The 18528-nt window shown below is 57.5% G+C and carries 14 protein-coding genes; 7 read left to right on the top strand and 7 right to left on the bottom strand.

Annotated elements, in window-relative coordinates; genetic code table 11:
- Window positions 1-168 precede the first annotated feature (168 nt).
- Window positions 169-687 (top strand): sigma-70 family RNA polymerase sigma factor, encoded by a 519-nt coding sequence (locus tag CYJ10_RS22040; protein ID WP_180863022.1) that lies wholly within the window; start codon window positions 169-171, stop codon window positions 685-687.
- A 383-nt stretch (window positions 688-1070) separates the two neighbouring features.
- On the opposite strand, the gene CYJ10_RS22035 is transcribed toward CYJ10_RS22040, so the two are convergent.
- A complete protein-coding gene (locus CYJ10_RS22035; protein WP_146002092.1) occupies window positions 1071-2015 on the bottom strand; it encodes a hypothetical protein in 945 nt (314 codons plus the stop codon).
- A 1222-nt stretch (window positions 2016-3237) separates the two neighbouring features.
- Between CYJ10_RS22035 and CYJ10_RS22030 the strand changes: the two genes are divergently transcribed.
- Entirely contained in the window at window positions 3238-3987 is a 750-nt protein-coding gene (locus CYJ10_RS22030) for a DUF5131 family protein (RefSeq protein ID WP_101683572.1), read from the top strand.
- An 11-nt stretch (window positions 3988-3998) separates the two neighbouring features.
- On the opposite strand, the gene CYJ10_RS22025 is transcribed toward CYJ10_RS22030, so the two are convergent.
- Window positions 3999-5216: a three-Cys-motif partner protein TcmP gene (locus CYJ10_RS22025; protein WP_257993457.1), complete on the bottom strand. Its 1218-nt coding sequence runs from the start codon at window positions 5214-5216 to the stop codon at window positions 3999-4001.
- A 174-nt stretch (window positions 5217-5390) separates the two neighbouring features.
- Between CYJ10_RS22025 and tcmP the strand changes: the two genes are divergently transcribed.
- The 3 genes from tcmP to kwaB all read left to right on the top strand — a co-directional run bounded on the left by tcmP (window position 5391) and on the right by kwaB (window position 8271).
- Window positions 5391-6227 (top strand): three-Cys-motif partner protein TcmP, encoded by an 837-nt coding sequence (gene tcmP / locus CYJ10_RS22020; protein ID WP_257993456.1) that lies wholly within the window; start codon window positions 5391-5393, stop codon window positions 6225-6227.
- A 557-nt stretch (window positions 6228-6784) separates the two neighbouring features.
- Window positions 6785-7357, top strand: coding sequence for an anti-phage protein KwaA (gene kwaA / locus CYJ10_RS22015; RefSeq protein ID WP_146002091.1), 573 nt, complete (start codon window positions 6785-6787; stop codon window positions 7355-7357).
- Entirely contained in the window at window positions 7354-8271 is a 918-nt protein-coding gene (gene kwaB, locus CYJ10_RS22010; protein WP_101683568.1) for an anti-phage protein KwaB, read from the top strand. The genes kwaA and kwaB overlap by 4 nt, the downstream gene beginning before the upstream one ends.
- Before the next feature lie 335 nt (window positions 8272-8606).
- Here the strand turns inward: kwaB and CYJ10_RS22005 are convergent, their stop codons facing one another.
- Together CYJ10_RS22005 and CYJ10_RS22000 are read right to left on the bottom strand one after the other, a co-directional pair.
- The gene (locus CYJ10_RS22005) at window positions 8607-9128 is read right to left on the bottom strand and encodes a hypothetical protein (protein ID WP_257993455.1); all 522 of its coding nucleotides are present in this window, start codon (window positions 9126-9128) and stop codon (window positions 8607-8609) included.
- A gap of 17 nt (window positions 9129-9145) precedes the next feature.
- Window positions 9146-10728, bottom strand: a protein-coding gene (locus CYJ10_RS22000) for an IS3 family transposase (protein ID WP_101683567.1) whose coding sequence is annotated in 2 segments (ribosomal slippage) — window positions 9146-10299 and window positions 10299-10728 — 1584 coding nt in all. Because the reading frame shifts where the segments join, the coding sequence is not laid out codon by codon here.
- A gap of 93 nt (window positions 10729-10821) precedes the next feature.
- Between CYJ10_RS22000 and CYJ10_RS21995 the strand changes: the two genes are divergently transcribed.
- Window positions 10822-11985, top strand: a complete 1164-nt coding sequence (locus CYJ10_RS21995; protein ID WP_146002090.1) for a hypothetical protein — start codon at window positions 10822-10824, stop codon at window positions 11983-11985.
- A gap of 124 nt (window positions 11986-12109) precedes the next feature.
- On the opposite strand, the gene CYJ10_RS33870 is transcribed toward CYJ10_RS21995, so the two are convergent.
- Genes CYJ10_RS33870 through CYJ10_RS21980 form a run of 3 tightly spaced genes read right to left on the bottom strand, consistent with a single transcriptional unit; the run spans window position 12110 to window position 16640 of the window.
- Window positions 12110-13597, bottom strand: a complete 1488-nt coding sequence (locus tag CYJ10_RS33870) for a hypothetical protein (RefSeq protein WP_146002089.1) — start codon at window positions 13595-13597, stop codon at window positions 12110-12112.
- Window positions 13594-15909 (bottom strand): KGGVGR-motif variant AAA ATPase, encoded by a 2316-nt coding sequence (locus CYJ10_RS21985; protein WP_180863021.1) that lies wholly within the window; start codon window positions 15907-15909, stop codon window positions 13594-13596. Before CYJ10_RS21985 ends, CYJ10_RS33870 begins: the two co-directional genes overlap by 4 nt.
- A 14-nt stretch (window positions 15910-15923) precedes the next feature.
- Entirely contained in the window at window positions 15924-16640 is a 717-nt protein-coding gene (locus CYJ10_RS21980; RefSeq protein WP_146002088.1) for a hypothetical protein, read from the bottom strand.
- A gap of 933 nt (window positions 16641-17573) precedes the next feature.
- Here CYJ10_RS21980 and CYJ10_RS33865 point away from each other — a divergent pair.
- On the top strand, window positions 17574-17942 hold the full coding sequence (locus CYJ10_RS33865; RefSeq protein WP_146002087.1) for a hypothetical protein: 369 nt from the start codon (window positions 17574-17576) through the stop codon (window positions 17940-17942).
- Window positions 17943-18528: the final 586 nt, after the last annotated feature.

Below are 18528 nucleotides of genomic sequence, written 5' to 3'. Positions count from 1 at the left end.
CGAATCATTCGTATTTCTATTAAGTTTACTGCCTGTGGTCGCCCGGTGATGCTGCGTTGCACACGGGGCAGCGCCGCAAATAGCGCAACGGGCGGCGCTCCTGGCGTCGCCCGTTGTATCTCTCGCAGTCGCCTCTCCGACCCGCCCCGCCGCCGAGCCATGTCAACGATGACCGCCGAAGTTACACCGCCGATGATCGAGCAGGTGTTCATTTCGCACCGCCCTCACCTCGTCAACGTTGCCGCCCGCATCGTTGGCTGCGCGGGACAGGCCGAAGATATCGTGCACGACGCCTACTTGAAGTGCTGTAACTCGTGCCCGAAGCATATGCGCTCGCAGACGAGCTACATTACCCAGGTCGTGAAGAACCTGGCACTGGACCACTACCGACGCCAGCAGGTGGAGAACCGAATTTTCGCCCCCGAAGAAGCAGGTGAGGATGTTCCCGGCGCCACGAGCTCGCCCGAGCGTGCGGCCATCGCGCAGCAGGAGCTACGCGGGTTGCTGGCGGCGCTGGCAACGCTGCCAGCCCGTACCTGTGAGGCGTTTTCCAGCTACTACTTCCAGGAAAAGACGCAGACCGAGATTGCCAAGCAACTGGGCGTGTCGGCAACGCTGATCAACTTCATGCTACGCGACGCACGCGTCGCCCTTGCGCTTTGCATGGTTGCAGTCCTTGCAGATTGATAAGGCTGCAGCGTAAGAAACTCGGCCATTCCGCAATAATACGCGCGACATGTGCAACAGCCACATCGAATCGATGTGTCCGCAATGTATATTAAATGCTGGGCGTAGGTCGGAATGATATTCCGAAGAGCTGCATGCCAGCGCTACAGCTGCGTTCACCTCACGGCACCGTACGTCCGGTTCAACGGACAGCGTTCAGCAATATTCGATTCCTTAGTTTAAAGCTCAACGTTTGAAGGTGCCTTATATGCGGATCGCCAACGGAAGCAGCCCCTCGATTCCCTCAGTGGCCACCAGAAATCTGCGTCGACGGCGTCAGTCGTGTCGTCGACCCCAAAGAAGCCCCCGTGAACGTGTTTGCGAGGGCTTTTTTGCTCTGACGATCAGTCCACCATATCGAACTCAATTTCTGCGCGGTGCAGCCGCGCGAAGATGTCACCGTCAACAGGGCACCAAGGCTCCGGCATTTCTGTCTGCAGCCCAAGGCCTCCCGATGCAACGCTCAGGTCGAGGCGGCCGCGCTGCGCTTTTGTGATCCTGACGATAGTCAAGAACCGAAGGATGTCGGCATTGATCTGCTCGGATGTGCGCCCCGTCGACAAGGCCGCGAGGCAGTGCTTCTTGATGTAATGGAGAGGCACAACATGCTCGTGGTGGCCACTGCCATCTCTACCTTGGCCCATCGGGACTTTGTGGACGCCGTTGAGGAAGTAGTCGAAGGAACGGGTGTCGGCGTCTGTGCCGCGTAGCATCAAATAGCGCATCAGCCGGTCGAGGGCCCGAGCCCGGCGTACGGGCATATCGTGCACGGCGGCGAACGGCCGCTGGTTGGTATTGCACATGACCACCAGCTCCGAAAGGTCATCGTCGCCGACGGCCGGCGCAAGGCCGCGGTCTTTGCAGCACTCGACAAGGGTCACCGATGCCTCGAGCAAGCCCATGCCGCGCGCCCGGAAACACTCCTCGAGCACGAGTTGGCGAAGCTGAAGGCCGCCGATTTTCTTGGAGGGACGCGGCAGCTCTATGACCCTTGTATCGCCGTTGTTGTCCTCTTCCCACATCTCGTAGAAATAGCGCACGGACTCGAAGACGTTCCGAATAAAGGCGATACGGGCGGGGGTGTCACCCTTTTGGAGATCAACGGCTAAGCGACGAACTCCATCTTGGTGGGGTGTCACGATGCCCTCGTGTTGCAGGACATCCAGGGCGGCCTCGGCAGCCGTGTGGGACAACTTCAGCGTACGTTGGACTAGGCCCGTGGTAACCCATTGCTTAGATACGAGGGCTTCTTTGACGATGTCGATTTGGTCTTGCGTGAGGGTGGTCATATTGAGCTCGTAAGTGTTCCGGTATGTGCCGGCCACTAACAGCACTGAGCTGCTTGCAACCTTCCCATTGTTACAATTTTCTTTGCAGGCATCCTACAAGTCGGTCGATTTTGCCAGAACTTACGGCAAGACCGATGCCCCCCCAATTCGCGGGCCAATCCTCGGTAACAAAGCCTCGAAGAAGGAGTCAAAGACCTCTTCTGCATCGAAGCAAGCGAAGCGGATCATCTTGTGGAAGAGACAACCTACCAAATGCAGGGAATTTCTTCATTTGGCCAATGAACGTCCAACGCGGTTAACCGTGTGCTCAGCGGCAGTACCGGTAACGTGGCAACGCCAAGACGGCACCCTCCCCTACGTTGGGAGTTCAATGCTTCAACCGAGCTGGCTCGGCGGGGAAACAAAAAAAAACTCTCGTCAGGTGTAGATCGCAATTTATGTTAAATGCGGTGCGTAGGTTGGAATTCTATTCCGTCTTTGGATTACCACTCGCGGCAACTTTCCCGAATCTGCAAACCATATAAGCGACAGTTCGGCCGGCTCAAATCGACTACGAGGACACATGCTGGTCCGAGTTTCCAACGTCCTTACCGGACCCGCGCCCGCAGTTCGCGTGGTGCATTGGCCAGGATCATCGACACCCTTGATGGCCATAAAGCTGGCTGGGGTCTGGGCTACTGGTTTCGATCGGACAACAGCTTCCTGGGCGGCAAGCGGCCGCAGGAAATGCATGCGTTTACCCGCCACGGCAATCGACCACATTCTAGCCGCCTGGCTCATCGGTCCCGAGCTTGCGTCATTGCGCCCGAGCGCTCTGCGGCGCCGCCTGGGCATCGCGCAACGCTGAGCCGGGACGAGTCCGACAAGCTTCTCGGTATTGCGACGGTGGTGGCGTACGCCATCTACGTGTTTGGCGGCAAGGCCCGAGCGCTAAGGTGGTTGCGGACTGCGCCTTGCACGCGTGCTTGCGCCCCGATGGCGCTCGCGCAGACCACACGGGCTGTGCGATGCCTAGTGCTGCGACTGTTGCGGATCGACGAAGGGTATCTCGCCTAGCTCGGTGCTCGAAACGAGCGCAGTATGATCGACCCAGCCCGGAGCGCCCCGCGCCACAGCCAGCGCACTCGCTGTTACAGCGCCCCGTTAGCGCCAGCATTAACCCTTTGCGCTTCGCGCCGCGGCCCGCAGGTACAATTCCGCTTCTGCCAATGAGGAGCGAGAGATGAGCGGCGGTCAGAGCAAAATCGAGTGGACCGAGCGAACGTGGAATCCCACGGTCGGCTGCACCAAGATTTCCCAGGGTTGCAAGCACTGCTATGCCGAGGGCATGGCGCGTCGTTTGCAAGCCATGGGCACGCCTGGCTATGAAAACGGCTTCAAGTTGACGCTCCTTGAGCATCGGCTGGAGGAGCCGCTCCAGCGTACCAAGCCGACCATCTATTTCGTCAATTCCATGTCGGACTTGTTTCACCAGTCCGTACCCGATGCCTATATCTCGCGGGTTTTCGAGGTCATCGCCCGCTGTCCCCAGCACACCTTCCAGATCCTGACTAAACGGGCCGAACGACTTGCCGCCTATTGCAGTCGCCACGAGATTCCGGCCAATGCATGGTTGGGGGTGTCAGTCGAAGACAAGCGCCATGGCGTACCACGCATCGACCTGCTCCGCCGTGTACAGGCGGGTATTCGCTTCCTGTCGGTCGAGCCGCTGCTCGAGGATCTTGGCAAGCTGAACCTTCGCGACATCGACTGGGTGATCGTGGGAGGCGAGTCGGGCCCCCAGGCACGCCCCATGAAACAGGAATGGGTAGAACGCATCCAGCGACAATGCGAACAGCAAGGTGCCCTCTTCTTCTTCAAACAATGGGGCGGTTGGGGCGCCGACGGTGTTCGACGCTCCAAAAAGGCCAATGGCCGTTTGCTCGACGGCCGGACCTGGGATGCGATGCCCGACCCCCAAGCGATGGTCTGACGCCGCACCAGTCAGGTCAGGATAATTTGTGGGGAGTATTCGATGACGTCAGTGGAACGATACACCTTAGAGGGCCGACGAACACGGTCAGCCGCCGACGACACCACAATCTCCCGCGATCGGTGCAGCCGCTGAATCACGCCTTGCAGTCGCGCCTCATCGGCCATCGTGTTGCTGATATGGGTTTCGAATAGCTGCCCGACCGTCACCGGCCCTGTGCCAGCCAGCTTGCGCGCTAGATCGTCGGCGAGATGCTCGACACACAGTTCCTCGCTACTCGGGCCGAACAGGATAGAGCTCTGACCGTTGTACGCTTCGTCTCGTCGGGGGTTGTAGCCCAGCGTGAACAAGCCCGGTTCCAGCTCATGCCCGAATTCACTGGAATGCTCCCAGTGAAGCTGCTTCATGACATCGTGCGCCCGGTATCGCTGGGACAAATGCACGAGCCAGTAACTCCAACCATTGGCGCGGTACGGCCTCACGAAGAAGAGCGTCATGAACGGGGCGCCGGTCTCCTGCTTGATGCCATGGGCAAGATGACGTTGCAGAGTGCTGCGCCAGTCTCGGTTAGTCTTCAGCCGTTGGAGTTGCTCCCATGGCACATAGGACTCCAGGCCAATGTCCCGCACGGGCTTACGATTCCCCGCGTTGTCGCTGAGGAACGCCGTCAGTGAGTCCACGTTGAAGTTGAGGATGATTTCGGCACCGGGCAATTCCGCCATCAGCCATTTGAGTAACGTCATCGGCACCGCGCGGTAGCTGTACTGATCGAGCAGGAAAATTGCCCGCCCACCTCCGCGGCGTGCCTTGATACGCTCGACGATCGTCGGCAACTCGGCTGCAAATTCGGCACTCCTCAAGTGCGCTCGCATCACGTCCTGGGCGCCGATCGCTCCTGCATCCTGGCGGCGACCGATCCACCAGCGCAGGTGCTCCACGACCTGCGGGTTCTTGTCGATAAAAAAGAACTCGGCGTCGATCTCGCGCGGCACAACCCGATCGACATTCAGCTCCGCCCGCGCTTCCAGCACCGCCCGGAGCATAATCAGTGGAGTGCCATCCACCACACCACTGCGAGCCTCGTCCAAATAGCTTCCGCCCCCCGAGAACCCATCGACCAGCGTTAGCGTCAGCCTCGGAATCGTAGCGGGCGCCATCACCGTCTTGATGTAGCGGCGGATATAGCCATGCACGATCGAATGCTTGACCGCGCTATGCTGGTCCAGCATGGGAGGCGGCGCACCTACCGCCCATTCGTATTTATCGCCATTCCTCGCCATTCTTTCGTGTGAAGAGTCTGACACTTTTAACAAAGCATATCAGATTTACCCGCTAACAACACACGCCCAATTTCCGTGGGAAAATCAGCGCGCCCTCACAACCATGCCCGCGCAAGGACCGCCATGCCATCGCCTTCCCCAGTCACTGATCCCAACGACGGATTGCCCGTCATGGATGTGGGCGCTTGGTCGAATGAAAAGTCCCGGACGCTGTCCCGCTATGTGGACGCCTCCCGTGCCGCGCGGCGCAAGTTTGGATATTCCTCGTATATCGACCTATTTTGCGGCCCCGGCCGGGTCATCGAGCGTGACAGCCGGCAACTGCTGGATGGCAGCGCCGTGTGGGCATGGCGAACGTCTTTACAACACGACGCCGCGTTCAGCGAGATGTTCATTGGCGATCTGAATCCCGATTATGTCCACGCGTGCGACCTGAGGCTGCGCGCCCTGGGCGCCAAGGTTCGACCGTTCGCCGGGCCTGCCGCGAATACGGTCGATGAGGTCCTTGCCCGTCTGCCAAACGGTCTCCACCTTGCCTTCGTGGATCCCTTTAACATCGCCCATCTTGATTTCTCGATTCTGCAGAAGCTTTCGCAACAGAAGACCATCGACATCCTTGTCCACTTCAGCGTAATGGATGTCCAGCGCAATATCGGCAAGGAGTTTGATTCGAAGATGTCGCGCCTGGATGCGGTGGCGCCCGGATGGCGCAACACCGTTCGGCTCGACAGCATGCCGGTTCGGCAGCGCGTCACCGCCTTTCTGGACCATTGGGAGCAACTCCTGATGGAGATGACGCAGATGCGGATCGCGGATACCAAACCGATATTCGTGAATCGCAATCGCGGCCCGCTATATCGCCTGATCCATTTGAGTCGACACAATCTCGCCGAACGTCTGTGGAACGACGTCGGCAGAGAACATCGTGCGCAGGCACGCCTGTTCCCAAACGCCGATTGAAGACGACGCACCGCCTTTCGCTTCCGGCCAACCCGCCGCCGATTCATAGCCCTCCGCAAACCTGCCAAGTCCGATCACAGGAATACAAGCCCTGCTCGGGTGATTGCTGCCCCGAATGCCGGCCAGGAACGGCCACTGCCCCTGTGGCAATCCCTCCCTTTGGGGCATGCGATGTACCGGGCGTCTCGCCATAATTTCCGGTTGAGCCTCGAGGCAGCGATGCGGTCGGCCAACGCTGGCGCACAAGAACAAAAGTATCGAGAAATCACAAGGAGGTATTGGTCGGCTTGGCGTTGTTCGTGGAACTCGCCCTAACGCACTTGTGGCGAAGAGGGAAGCACGGCAGGGATCGGCTTTCCTGGCGCTATCAGTTTTTCCCTGCAACCAGTTCGCTACCCAGTCTTTCGATAGTTGCTCAGCACCGAGTCACGCGTGGCCTGACGCCGAGATGCACATTTATATCCTGACAATCTGCCCCCTCATCGGGGGACATAACAGCGATGAAGGGTCACTCAAACACTCCCCCCACACGCATGGGACGCCTAATCAAGGGCGGCATGTACTTGCTGTCTCTATGGCTCCTTTTTGTCCTCATATTTGTCAACAAGGTCTCGGTTGACATCTGCCTTGGTTGCCCGTTCGCGGACCGCGCGCGGTTGTTGGCGATCGCAAAGGAAAACTATCTTCCCATCGCGTGCGTGGCAATGCTTCTGGTATCAGCGGCATTTTATTTTTCATTCTTACATCTCATTCGCGGCGCTAAGGATGGTCCTTACAAGGTTCTCGAGCTAGAAGATAAAAATGCAGAGCATCTTGTTTTTCTCGCCACTTACGTGGTTCCATTAGTAGGATTCGGTCTTGAGAGCGTTCGCCAGATCATAAATCTTAGTATTACATTGACGATACTCGGCGCCATATACATCAGGACGAACCTTTTCTACGCCAATCCAACCCTCTCACTGCTCGGATTTAAGATTTTCGTCGTGAAGCTAGAGCGCCATAAGCGTGAGTTCCCACAATCTTGTGTGCTCATTTCTCGCGAAGAAATTGATATTAACGACTCGATCAACGTATTGCAGTTGGACCGAAGAATATTTTTCGCAAAAAAGGCAATTGTCATTGCGCCATGAAAACAATAGATGAAATCCGAGCCGCCTGGGAAGATCTTATCGCCTCGGGAATCAACTTCACTCTCTACCTTGGTTTGGGTGATTCCGATCATCGCCAGTACCTGCGAGCTGATTTTGACGATGAGGCGACAGAAGCAGTGGGCAACAGCTTCGTCGATAGTATCGAACGCTATTTTCAAGGCGATCTTTCGACGGTGGCCTTGTCTGCGCTCGATGACCGCGCAAACCCTCTGGTCTGCTACGACCTACCTGATGCACCGGCAGAATTTGAAGTGCTAACTCGGCTCACGCAAGATCCGGAGCCTGCAACGTATGTGTTTGCCGACCATGATTTCAGCGAAATAAAGACGATGGCCGTAAAGGTTTCATCTGCTGACACTAGCGTCGTATTTTTCAAGCGTTTCTATCCAGTGTCATTGGTAAAGCGCGATCAAATCATGCTTGTCAAAGGTGCGACGTCCCGTTTCGAACTGGTCAACAAAGATATCCTGAAGGTCACCGGTGGCTTTGAGGTCATGCTGATGGATGACGAGTTCTACATCAACGATTTTTCCAAGTTTGAAAAGGCTTTCTCCTTCGACGCGATAGCCGCTCGCGCGATGAACGCAGTTACTGCCACCATCGTTGCCCTCAACCTTGTGCATGATGTGAAAGGTCATTTGGCTTCCTGTGAGGCACCTCGTAAAGACATCATCCGCGCCGGTCGTAGTCCAGTCCTAACTATGCCGGCGGCCGCCATAATCGCGTTCGTCTCTGCAAAGCAGCAGCAGTTGGGGCTGCAAGTACAAAACGGTCTTGTAGTATTGAACTCGAAAGAGAGCGTTCGTCGCCTTTATCGTCTCCTAAACGACGATTACCTTACTTCACAACTGACTCAGTTGGAGTATGAGACACTGGCCAAAAACCGATTGTAGGAAAAGCCAAAAATGGCTCAGCTGGGACTGCACCTGGAGGATTTGCAAGCGGCGGGGTGTTTAACCCCTCTGCCTCCGTCATAAGCTCCGCTGACTCGTCACCGCAAAGATCGATGGCGCTTCGGCAAGCTTATCGAAGCCTCACTCGCATCGATAGACCGGTTGCCCGCAGCGACTTCAAAATCAGTCCATTGCGATAAGGCTGGATATCGCAGCGCCCCGATGCTGGCGCTGGACGTGTGTTGGAGGGCCGACCAGCCAGCCTGCGGGCTAGCGAACCGGTCCTGCGCGCCATCAATTCTCTAAGGCCAAGCGTGCGAGCTTTTCGAGGACGCTCATCTTCGAATTGTCTCCACCCACAAGTATTCCGTTTGCATGGTGTGCAAATACAACTGGACGAGGGGCAATTCCAGCAGGCCACCCTGACTGGCAGCACCGTCGGCGCCATAGTGCATCACGTCGCGCATGCCGGAAAGCGCGTCCCCCGAGCCGTTGATGCCCCCTTCCGGCGGCACAAAGAGCCGCACCCATGAGCCACAATCTTGCACCGGCATCTTCAGCCCGATTCGCTCGCCGCGCGTCGAGTGTTCAGGTCTGAACATCGAGATGTAGTACGGTAACAAGTTGAAGTCGCGGCTCTTGGAGAGAAGCCGGCCCTTGCCACCCTCCGCTTTCTGCTCAGCCTGGTAGTCGTCCTGTGCGGCGATAGCTGTTTCGATGTCTGGGTACGCGTCATTGAGGATGATTTTTGGTACGAACCTGCCGGCCCAGACGGACAATCTGTCGCCAGTTTTGGCATCAATGACCCAGAATTGCCCATCCCGAATCCATTCCCTTCCGCTCTCGGCGCGCGTCAAGGTAGATGTCGCCTCATTCATGCCGCCAAACGGTGCTTTTCGGCGCCTGGCTTGATTCCCGTGGACACGGCAATCTCGCGCTCCGGATTGAGTGTGACCGTGTCGATTGGCGACCAGTCTCGAGTGTTGCATGACCAGCGACGCGGGTTGCGCTCACGGGCCTGAACATACAGCGCGTGGCGCGCGGCGAGAATCTTGTCATCTTGTCCGGCGTGGCGCTGTGCCGGGCTCACGTAGCGGATGCCGCTGTGGCGGTGCTCATGGTTGTACCAGTGGACGAAGTGCGCCGCCCAGGTACGCGCCGCAGTCAGATCGGCAAAGCCCTTGGACGGGAACTCCGGACGGTACTTGGCCGTGCGGAAGAGGCTCTCGACGAAGGCATTGTCGTCGCTCACGCGCGGGCGCGAGTACGAAGGCTTGACGCCCAGCCAGTGCAACATCGCCAGCACCGTGGTGGCCTTGAGCGTGGCGCCGTTGTCACCATGCAGCACCGGCTTGGCCGTCATGGCGTGAATACCCTCCGCCAGCGCCGTGCGCTTGACCAGATGCGCCGCATGGTCGGCTTCGTCGCGATCGTGGACCTCGAAGCCCACGATCTTGCGGCTGTAGACGTCCAGGATCAGGTACAGATAAAACCAGCGCCCGGCGACCTCGGCCGGCAGGTAGCTCATGTCCCAGCACCACAGTTGGCGCGGCCCCGTGGCCACGTGCGTGGTGGGTGGGCGGCTTTGGCGCGGTGCCTTGGCGCGTCCTCGATGCCGGGTCTGCCCATGGGCGCGCAGCACTCGACCAAAGCTCGATTCGCTGGCCAGGTAGACACCCTCATCGGCCAGCATGGGCACGATGCGCGCCGGCGGCATGTCGGCGAAGCGCGGCTCATTGGCGACGGCCAGAATGCGTTCGCGCTCCTCGACGCTCAGCGCGTGCGCCGGCGTGGGCCGAACGGCCTCGGGGCGGCGGTCGCCGACCACCAGGCCATCGTGGGCCTTCCAGCGTTGCAGAGTGCGCACGGTTATGCCAGCCACCTCGCACGCCAGGCGCAGGCGCGCACCGCCTGCGTGAGCGGTTTCGATATGGCGGACCATCGTGTGGCGATCTTCCAGGCCGATCACGCGTCCTCGTCCTCGTCCTCGTCCTTGTCCTTCGGGAAGATGCCCTCTAGCTTTTTTGAGAGTATCAGCAAGGCGGCGGCTTCGGCCAAAGCCTTCTCCTTGCGGCGCAGCTCGCGCTCGAGTTCCTTGATGCGGCGCCGATCGGCCTTTGTCTCCCGATGGGTGGCACGCGCATCCTCGGGCTCAGCCAGCGCCTGCGTGGCGGCAGTGCGCCACTGCTCCAACTCCTGCGGATACACGCCGTTCTCACGGCACCAGGCGCTCTTGCTGGCCTCGTCCATCGCAGTCGTCGCCAGCACCGCCTCAAACCTGGCCGTCGCTGTCCATGCCCGCTCGCGAGCGGGCATGGACATAGCGTCCGCACGCCAGCGTTCCAGCGTGGCCACTGCCACGCCCAATTCCCTTGAAACCACTTCCACCGCCTCACTCTCCGGTGGTAACAACCGTGCTACCGCCCGGTCCTTGAATTCTTGTCCGTAACGAGCCACTTCTATCTCTTATCGCCCCCAGGGTTCAAATTCTATCGGGGCGACATCTATTTTGCCGGGGGGGGGGATTTCGCGGTGGCGGAGGCCGCTGCGTTGCTAGCCAATCGTTGGGGTATCCCCGCCTCGGTAGATACGCAAGCGCTGCCGCTTTTTTACAAACTCGAACTAGATGGTTCATTGGACGTAGACGGCGCGCTGACAGACGAAAGAGCTGGCGCCATGCGCGTGGAGTCAGAGCTCGGATGGACGTACATGTTGCGTCACACAGCACAAGCGCTCGCGAAGGCGGCAGACGTTGACGAGCTGACGAGCCGGCGGAGGGCCGCCATATTCATCCAAGAGTGGGGCGGGCTTGAAGCGTTCGGGCCACAGGCGGTCACGCGCCTTGAAGGTCAGTTGCGCGCTGTTGACATGAAGCTCAAGTATCTGAAGCCCCATGCCTTTATTGGCGTGATTGCGCTTCGGCACGTGGCAGGAGAGCTCCACCGAGCAGGCATGCTGCACCCCCCTGACATGCCAGTACTCCTGGAGCGGCTGAATGCACCAACTCCGCCTCAGCCCCTGTCGCTTCCGCAAGTGCGCCCGATAGGTGTGCACCGGCCACTCGTGGCCCGGAATGCTCACCGGACGGAGGGAGAGCAAAAGTGGACGGAGAGCGTCAGAGATGATGTTGCCACTTGGTTGGACCAGCGCGACGAGCATGTCGTAGCAGAGGTTTCACGATTCAAGATCTATAAGCCGCGGCAAGCGGAGCTTCTACTTCATCGTATTCGCGCCCCTGAAGCTTCCATCGATGGAGTAAAGGTTGCTGATGTCTATCAGCAGTTGCCTGCTGCTGTCTGGATAGGTCGGGTAGTGCCGCTCGACAGCGAACCGGCGTCGACGCTCATCAGAAGGCTAGTCTGTTCAATCGACTTTGGCCCTGACTCGGCGACCTATCCCATCGTGCTCTGCCCTAACTGGTTGCGCCTACTTCAGTGGCGTGCGCATGAAGATGCCCCTGGCGTTTACATCGACGTCAGTGGAGGCGCCGTGGCTAGGGTCGTCTGGTGGCGAGACGCAGGACCGGTGGATATAGATGACGAATCGATCTGGGGCGAGGGGTGCTATGTCACGTTGAACAAAGCGGGGCTGGCCCAGTTCACGGCGACGTGTGGGAACGCGGTCATCAATGTTTTCGCGACCCGAGAGGTTCAGAAACCGCGCGAGTACGGTGAGAAGTTCTTCGAGGCGGCCAGGAATAGCTATTCCATCTGAGCCGCCAAGATGCTCTTGCGCGCAGTCGACGCTACTGCACCGCGGGCGACTGCGCCACAGGCGACCGTTCACCGACAGATGTCGTTCAATCCAAAAAATGCTCTAGCCGAGCACCCTTAATCGGCTAATCTGCTTCCTTCAATACGGTATCAAAGCGCATCCACTTTGTCACACCGAAGTGATGAATAGCCGCCCCCGGTTCCCCATCGGCGGCGAGTAACGATACTGCACGCCAAGGAGCATACTTCTCGCCGCGCTCTGCACAGAAAATCTGGAGGCAGTGCGGCTTGTCGGTGCCGGCGCGAGGAAGGGCCGTGCTACAAATCCCAACCAGTCGCGCTTGAGAATAGGTGCACACGGTTTGGCCAATGTCGCTGAACCACGATTTCTCAGCGAATCCCCGGTCCATGATGGGTACGAAAACCCAGTCAGGTTGCACATCGGTGATCAGAGTTGTAGCGAGATCTGACGACGTGATGTCTTGGCAGATCAGGATGACACAGCGCCCGAGGCTGTCGATGTCGACAACTTCAATCTGACTGCCTGAGGCTACGTCCTCATGGAAGTTTCCGGCGCCGCCAACCCCGGTGATGCCGAACTCGGCGGCCCGTTCGGGCGTAATTTCCGAGGGCCATAGCTTCTGCTGATGCCAAAGAGGTACGCCGCACTGGTTGGCGACGACGGCCTCATTCCACGGCTGCCCCGCAACGTCTCGCGAATGTGTGTTTGCCGTTCCGGCAAGCAACAGCCGACACGCCAGAGGTGCTGCGCCCATGTCAGAGAAAGCCGATACATGAGCTTCCGGAGACATCACAAATTCCGGTGCTAGGGCGATATCCAAATCTCCGCAGCGACGGAGCGCATCTAGCAATGTCGCGGCAGGATCGAATCCCGATGAAGGACTGTAGGTTACATAGCGTTTGTCATCGCGAACCGCCGTTGTGAGCGTCACGTGTTCGCGCTTTTCGGCGACTGGGACAACGCAAACACGCTCGCCTCCGGGCGGACGGCTCCCTTCGTCAACACCGCGGCTCGAATGTTGATCTATCACCGAGAACCGCACGTCAATTGGCGAGTGCTTCAGCGTGAGGCGGGTTTTTGTCACGCCCAGGTATGCAAACCTATCCGCGAGATTTTCTGCATAGCTTGCAGTTTCATCGCGCTGCGCACGGAGGAGTGGCCCCCTGAAGATAAGAGCCAAGTCGTATCCAGTCTTTTCTCCAGTCGCGTCGTTGACGTCGCAACAGGTCCCCAAGACTCCTTGGCTACGGCGTCGCGCTTGAGCAGATTGAAGCCAGTCCGCTAAAGCAGCGTCGTCTTCGTCTTGGAAAGCTCGCGGATGTATGCGTGCGAATTCTCTGTCGATGCATTGCATAATATGCAGACGAAGTCCGAGCAACGGCAATTCGGACTCAGGGGTACCGGAAGCAGCAGCCTCGGCAAGGAGCGACTGAAGGGTCTGCGCCGCCTCTTCGCCTCGCGATGTAGAAAGCGCGCGCTTGATCCGAATGTCGAGTTCGGGCGCGCAGCTTGGCGCCGACGTCCGCTGCGACGGCAAGGCCTTCCGGACGGCAAGCCAGCAAGCCAAAAATACGTCGACCGGATCGCTCATTGCTTGGCTCGGGGAGGAACAGAGTCAGAGCGTGCGTTGAGCAGAGTCGAGAGCGCTTGCTGCACTTCGCTGTTGGGTGTCCACTCGACTCCCGCACGGTGAAGAACGTGTAGTAGTTCGTTATACCTTTGGACAATTTCGCCAGGACGTCCCTGAAACAAGAATGAGGGTCGACGTAGGGGCTGACTCACAGTTGCATCTGCAATCGCCGCTAAGCGTTGCAAAACAATCCGCGTCTGAGGTGATTCATCGCCCTCGAGCAATCCGACTGCATTGATCGCTGCCTGCAGAAATGTCACGGTATTCCTGGAATTCCGACCTAGGTGAAAGGCTAGTGACGATGTCCGCGGTTGACTGTGTTGTGAACCGAGTGTGGCATCCAAAAACTGTAGCACAGCTGCGCCCGATCCTTGTTTCAGCACAAGACTGAACAGTTCGTAGAACATGGCAGGGGACAGCCCCGCACCATTGATTCGAGCCACCTCTGCAGCATGCGCTTGTCGCTGCTCGATCGAAAGTCCTAAGTCCGAATGAGTGGCCAACAAAGCGTGCGCATCGGCGATTGTGCGTTTGAGGTCCACACGAGAGGTATCCCAGTCTACTTCCTCGCAAATCTCGGTAGCCCGCATCAGATACTCCAGCCCTTCTGCGGTATCCCCCTCCCGAAGGGAAAGTCGTGCCTTCAAATAAAGCAGATCAGCTTCAATGAACAAAAGGTCTTCATTTGCGGTCGTTCCCAAGCTTTCGGCACTTCGCAATTCTGAAACTCTTGAAAACAAATCACTAACCGCTTGGACCGCAACGGAATCGTAAACTCGATACGATAGCCAAGCAATTCGTCGACGATTCTCTAGCCGCTTTATTTCCGCGGCTGGCTGTGCAGTCGGTTCGTATAGCGCGTCCAACTCCTCCCGCAGAGTAATCTCGTCTTCCGGCTCAAGCTGCCCTGAATTTGCGATTAGATGGAGTTCTAATGCATGCACAAGGGATTTGCTCCACTTGGTGTCCACCTCAGTGAGCATGCGCAAGATGTTTATTGCTCGCGCTTGCAGCCCTAACGAACGCTCGGAAAATTGGATATTTCTCGCCTCGAATGAAACGCTGATTAGCGCCTGCAGATAGTCCTCGGCCAGAGATTCGTGTTCGCCGTTCGCGACTAATTCTTCAGCGCTGCTAATAAGGGATTCGAGCTCCGTAATCGCGCGTAACGGCTCGGAGCCGATGAGTTTTTCGATATACTCACTCGTCGCAAGCTGTGGTTGCAGTCGCGCACGTGCCCTGCTGACGAGACTCTCATCGAGAGGAATAAGAGCTAGGTCGCTCAGCCCCGTCAGTTCTCGTGCAAATCTGAGGTAATTCAGACAGAGCGCATCGACTTCCATATCGCTGGCGACGACGGGAGCTAGTGTTTCGTAGAATGGAACGGCGTCGGCGTGCTTTATAGCCAACGCTTGGAGTTGATGGATGGCCATTTCGACAGAGAATCCGCCAAGGCGAGTCAGGTCCGTAATAGCCTTTGCTCGAGCCTCACTCTCTTCGGACGTTCCTTCGCGTGCTACACGCATTGGGGCAGCAAGCAAATTGATCTCGGGTTTAGTCGCTCGGATAACGGAAGCAATCTTTGAGATACCTTCAATGTTCTGCCGATTCAGAACAAAGCAAAGTGCGACTGCATCCGGTAGCTGCATCGTGCAAACTCCGGCAGACTCCGCCAACCCAGTTCGGCTGTCAATCAGAATTAGGTCATAACGCTTCTTTGCCCAGTCACGAAGGGCACGTGACACGTAACCTCCCGCCATTTTTGAGAAAAAATCGGGCCATGGGAAGCTCGCCAGTGCTTCTTCATAGTGCGTTGACTCGGGAGCCTCGATTCTTGGGCTACCCGCACCTATATAGTCGATGCTGCCATCGGAGCCTCTGAAAAATTCAGAGGCGACCAACTCTCGCACACAGTCGTTGAAGGGTGCCCCAGAGTCAAACAATACGACCGCCTCTTCGATTGCCTCCTGCGTATTATTTCGAACGCGGTTGACCCAATCCCATAGAAAATTTAATACTCCTGGCGAGGATCTCAATTCGCGGGCGACCGAAGGCTCTTGAACTCCACGGAAATAATATGCTAGACCAGGAGCTTCCAAGTCCCAGTCCATCACAAGAACACGCTTGCCGTTACACGCCGCTAGGAAGGCGGTGTTGGCTAATGCCATTGTCCGTCCTACGCCGCCCTTGAAGGAATAGAACGTGATGATTTCCCCGTCGCGAGGCAACTCTGCCGGACCGAAGATCTCGAAGTCTTCCTGGTCGTATTCCATTTCGTCAGCACTACTCATACTAAAAGTTCTTTGGCAGAAGCAGGGACGGGTCCGAAATTTGGAGCAGTCTGAAGGACTGGTTCGAGCGACGTCAGCACAGCCATGATCGCTTCGTGAGCCGCCTTGCCCGAGTCGCTTGACGCCTCCTGAGTAAGCTGCGCGCTCTCACGCTCAAGAATTCTCTTGAACGCCTGGTTTGCCGCTGGCGTGAGGAAGTTGAAGACTTGTATTGAAACCTTCCGAAAGTCAGCGATTCCCGCCCTTCTCAACATACTCAGCGTTCGGCTGGTCTGCTCTGTTGTCCGACTTCCCAGCCGGGCCAAATCAGATGTCGAACGTTCACCGTAATACATCTCCTGGATGAAACGGCGATAGGTGGGATTCTCCAGCGTTTGGCGGAAGAGTTCGTCAGTCCGCTTCGAAGCTGCCTGAGCTAAGACAAGATGGGCGAAGTCGAGCTGACCAATGCGATACGCTTTTTTCACTTCTGGTTGCCTAGACGCCGAACCGACACCCAGAAGCTCTTCACGCGACTCTGGCCTCAACTCCACTAACATCCTCCGACAGGCATCTCGGAGCGCAGTCGAGGCGGCCTTCAGATCGGAGTCGCGTGTTCGCAGCAACTCTCTCAAGCGCTCTGCCAAAGTCGCTTCCCAGCCCGCAGGGATGTCACCCAACTTTCCTGCCGACTCGAGGTGCACAGTTAGGGATTCAATGCTTGGGGATGTCATGGTGGCAACTCTTCCTTAGGAGAATCAATTGTAGATCAATGATGCTTACCTGACGAGCGAAATTCCGTGACAGGAGACTGAAGTTGTGGTTGGCCGCAGAAATTACAAGGGTAAACCCTTGGAATCATTCGTCCCAGCGATACGCCGGTGTGCGCACGAACAAATAGTTAAGTGATAACTTTACTTTTATACCGCCCATTGTCGCGTCATGTGTTTCTTGCACTACATTTGGTGTACCCCCACCCTACGCAGTTTCGTGACACTCCGCTGGCCTAGGAACGACATGAGACATGGGGGAGGCCCCGCAATACGACGGCTGGTTAAGGGCGCCGACCGGCAAGCACCACGAAACAACGTGCTTAGACCTTATCTCGACGGCGCGAATGCGAAATCAAGAGCAGAACCGAAATCAGTCGCGCCCAGAAATATCGGTTAATTGCCGAACGGGTCTCATACCGTATCCGGATGGGCAGATTCCCGGGCGGCGTCGGCCTGCTTCCCTGTCCACGGCTTCAGCCCTATAACCGCACTATGCCGCTGACCCAGAATCCTTGGGGCGGTGGTGCTTCCTGGCCTCGGTGTGAAAGACATTGTTATGCTGTTGGCTATCCGTCAGGTGGAGCAGAAGGCAGATTGACTGGCGGCTATACATTCCGGGAATTTTTGCCGAGCTTGTCCCATGACCGTTGACAGAAAAGCCGCCGCCGCTTTAGAGCGGTATCGAGCTTTGCGAAAACTGCCTGGGACGGCTGTCGAGCAATATAAAGAACTCCGTCTCAGACCAGTTGCGAGAGTTGCCGACGCTAGACAGTGTTTTTCGCATACTTAATGAAGCGAGGCGCCTAGAAGATGATCGGAGCGTGAGTGGGGTAGCGCCTGACGACCACCGGCTACGTCACAGCGCTGGCCACGGGCATTCGTCGGCTGGTCGACATGGATAGCAATACAGCATCGCTTGCACAAATCGTGGCCAGGCTGAGTGTCAATGTTCACCTCCTGACTCGCTTCCACTACGTATCTCACGACGGTGATCCCTACAATTGGGAGACCGCGCGCGATGCATACCTTCGGAAGCACATCAACGGCAATTCACCAGGACGGCAAGCGGTGATTCGCGACCGCATTGACTGGACCTGGTCGCAAATCAAGCACCGCAAATTCGATGAGATGGCGAACGACAAGCCGGGGCCTCAGCAACGGATCTCCGACGTGGTGTTTGAGCGGATGGGTGACGCGCTTCGCAGTCCGTCGCTGTCGCGCATCAAGACCTTCACGGACAAATCCATTGCACACGCCGACTGATTGGAAGGCGAAACACCGGAACTGACGCTGGACGATATCGATGAATCCCTGAAGGCGCTGTGCCAGGTCCGGAACTTCATTTCGACCATCATCCTCTTTGACAGCGATCACTCCCACGCGGTACCCACCCCCTAGTTCGATATTTCCGAACACCTCGAAAAGCCGCAGGCATTGCCAGCAGACCAGGCCCTTACTTCAGGCGTTCTGGCGGCAATATGCCGAGGAAAGAAATCGCTGGAGCAGCACAGAAAGCGGCTGCACCGAGAATTTTCACTCGCGTTCTTGATGGGAAGCTCCGGCGACTCGCGGCAACGCTTGCACTACAGGTATCCCCCACCAGTCGGACGCCCCCAAACGAGCCGCCCCTTTCGCCCCGATAAGACCCCAAATCTAGGAAGAGCCAGGACACAAATTTAGGTGCCTCCGTTTGCACAACTGAATTTATAGCGATGCCGCAGGCGGTGAAAACTCCCATCGTCCCAGGCCTGGCAAGGCTTCCCCGGCGATGTTCATTTCAACTGAATCCGTCACAACGAGGAGCAGATTTCAACTGAATCTGCACTCCGATGTGCGATTTCAACTGATT

Source organism: Cupriavidus pauculus (assembly GCF_002858765.1).
In the GTDB taxonomy this organism is placed as follows: domain Bacteria; phylum Pseudomonadota; class Gammaproteobacteria; order Burkholderiales; family Burkholderiaceae; genus Cupriavidus; species Cupriavidus pauculus_B.
This window is presented reverse-complemented; position numbering and strand designations above follow the sequence as displayed.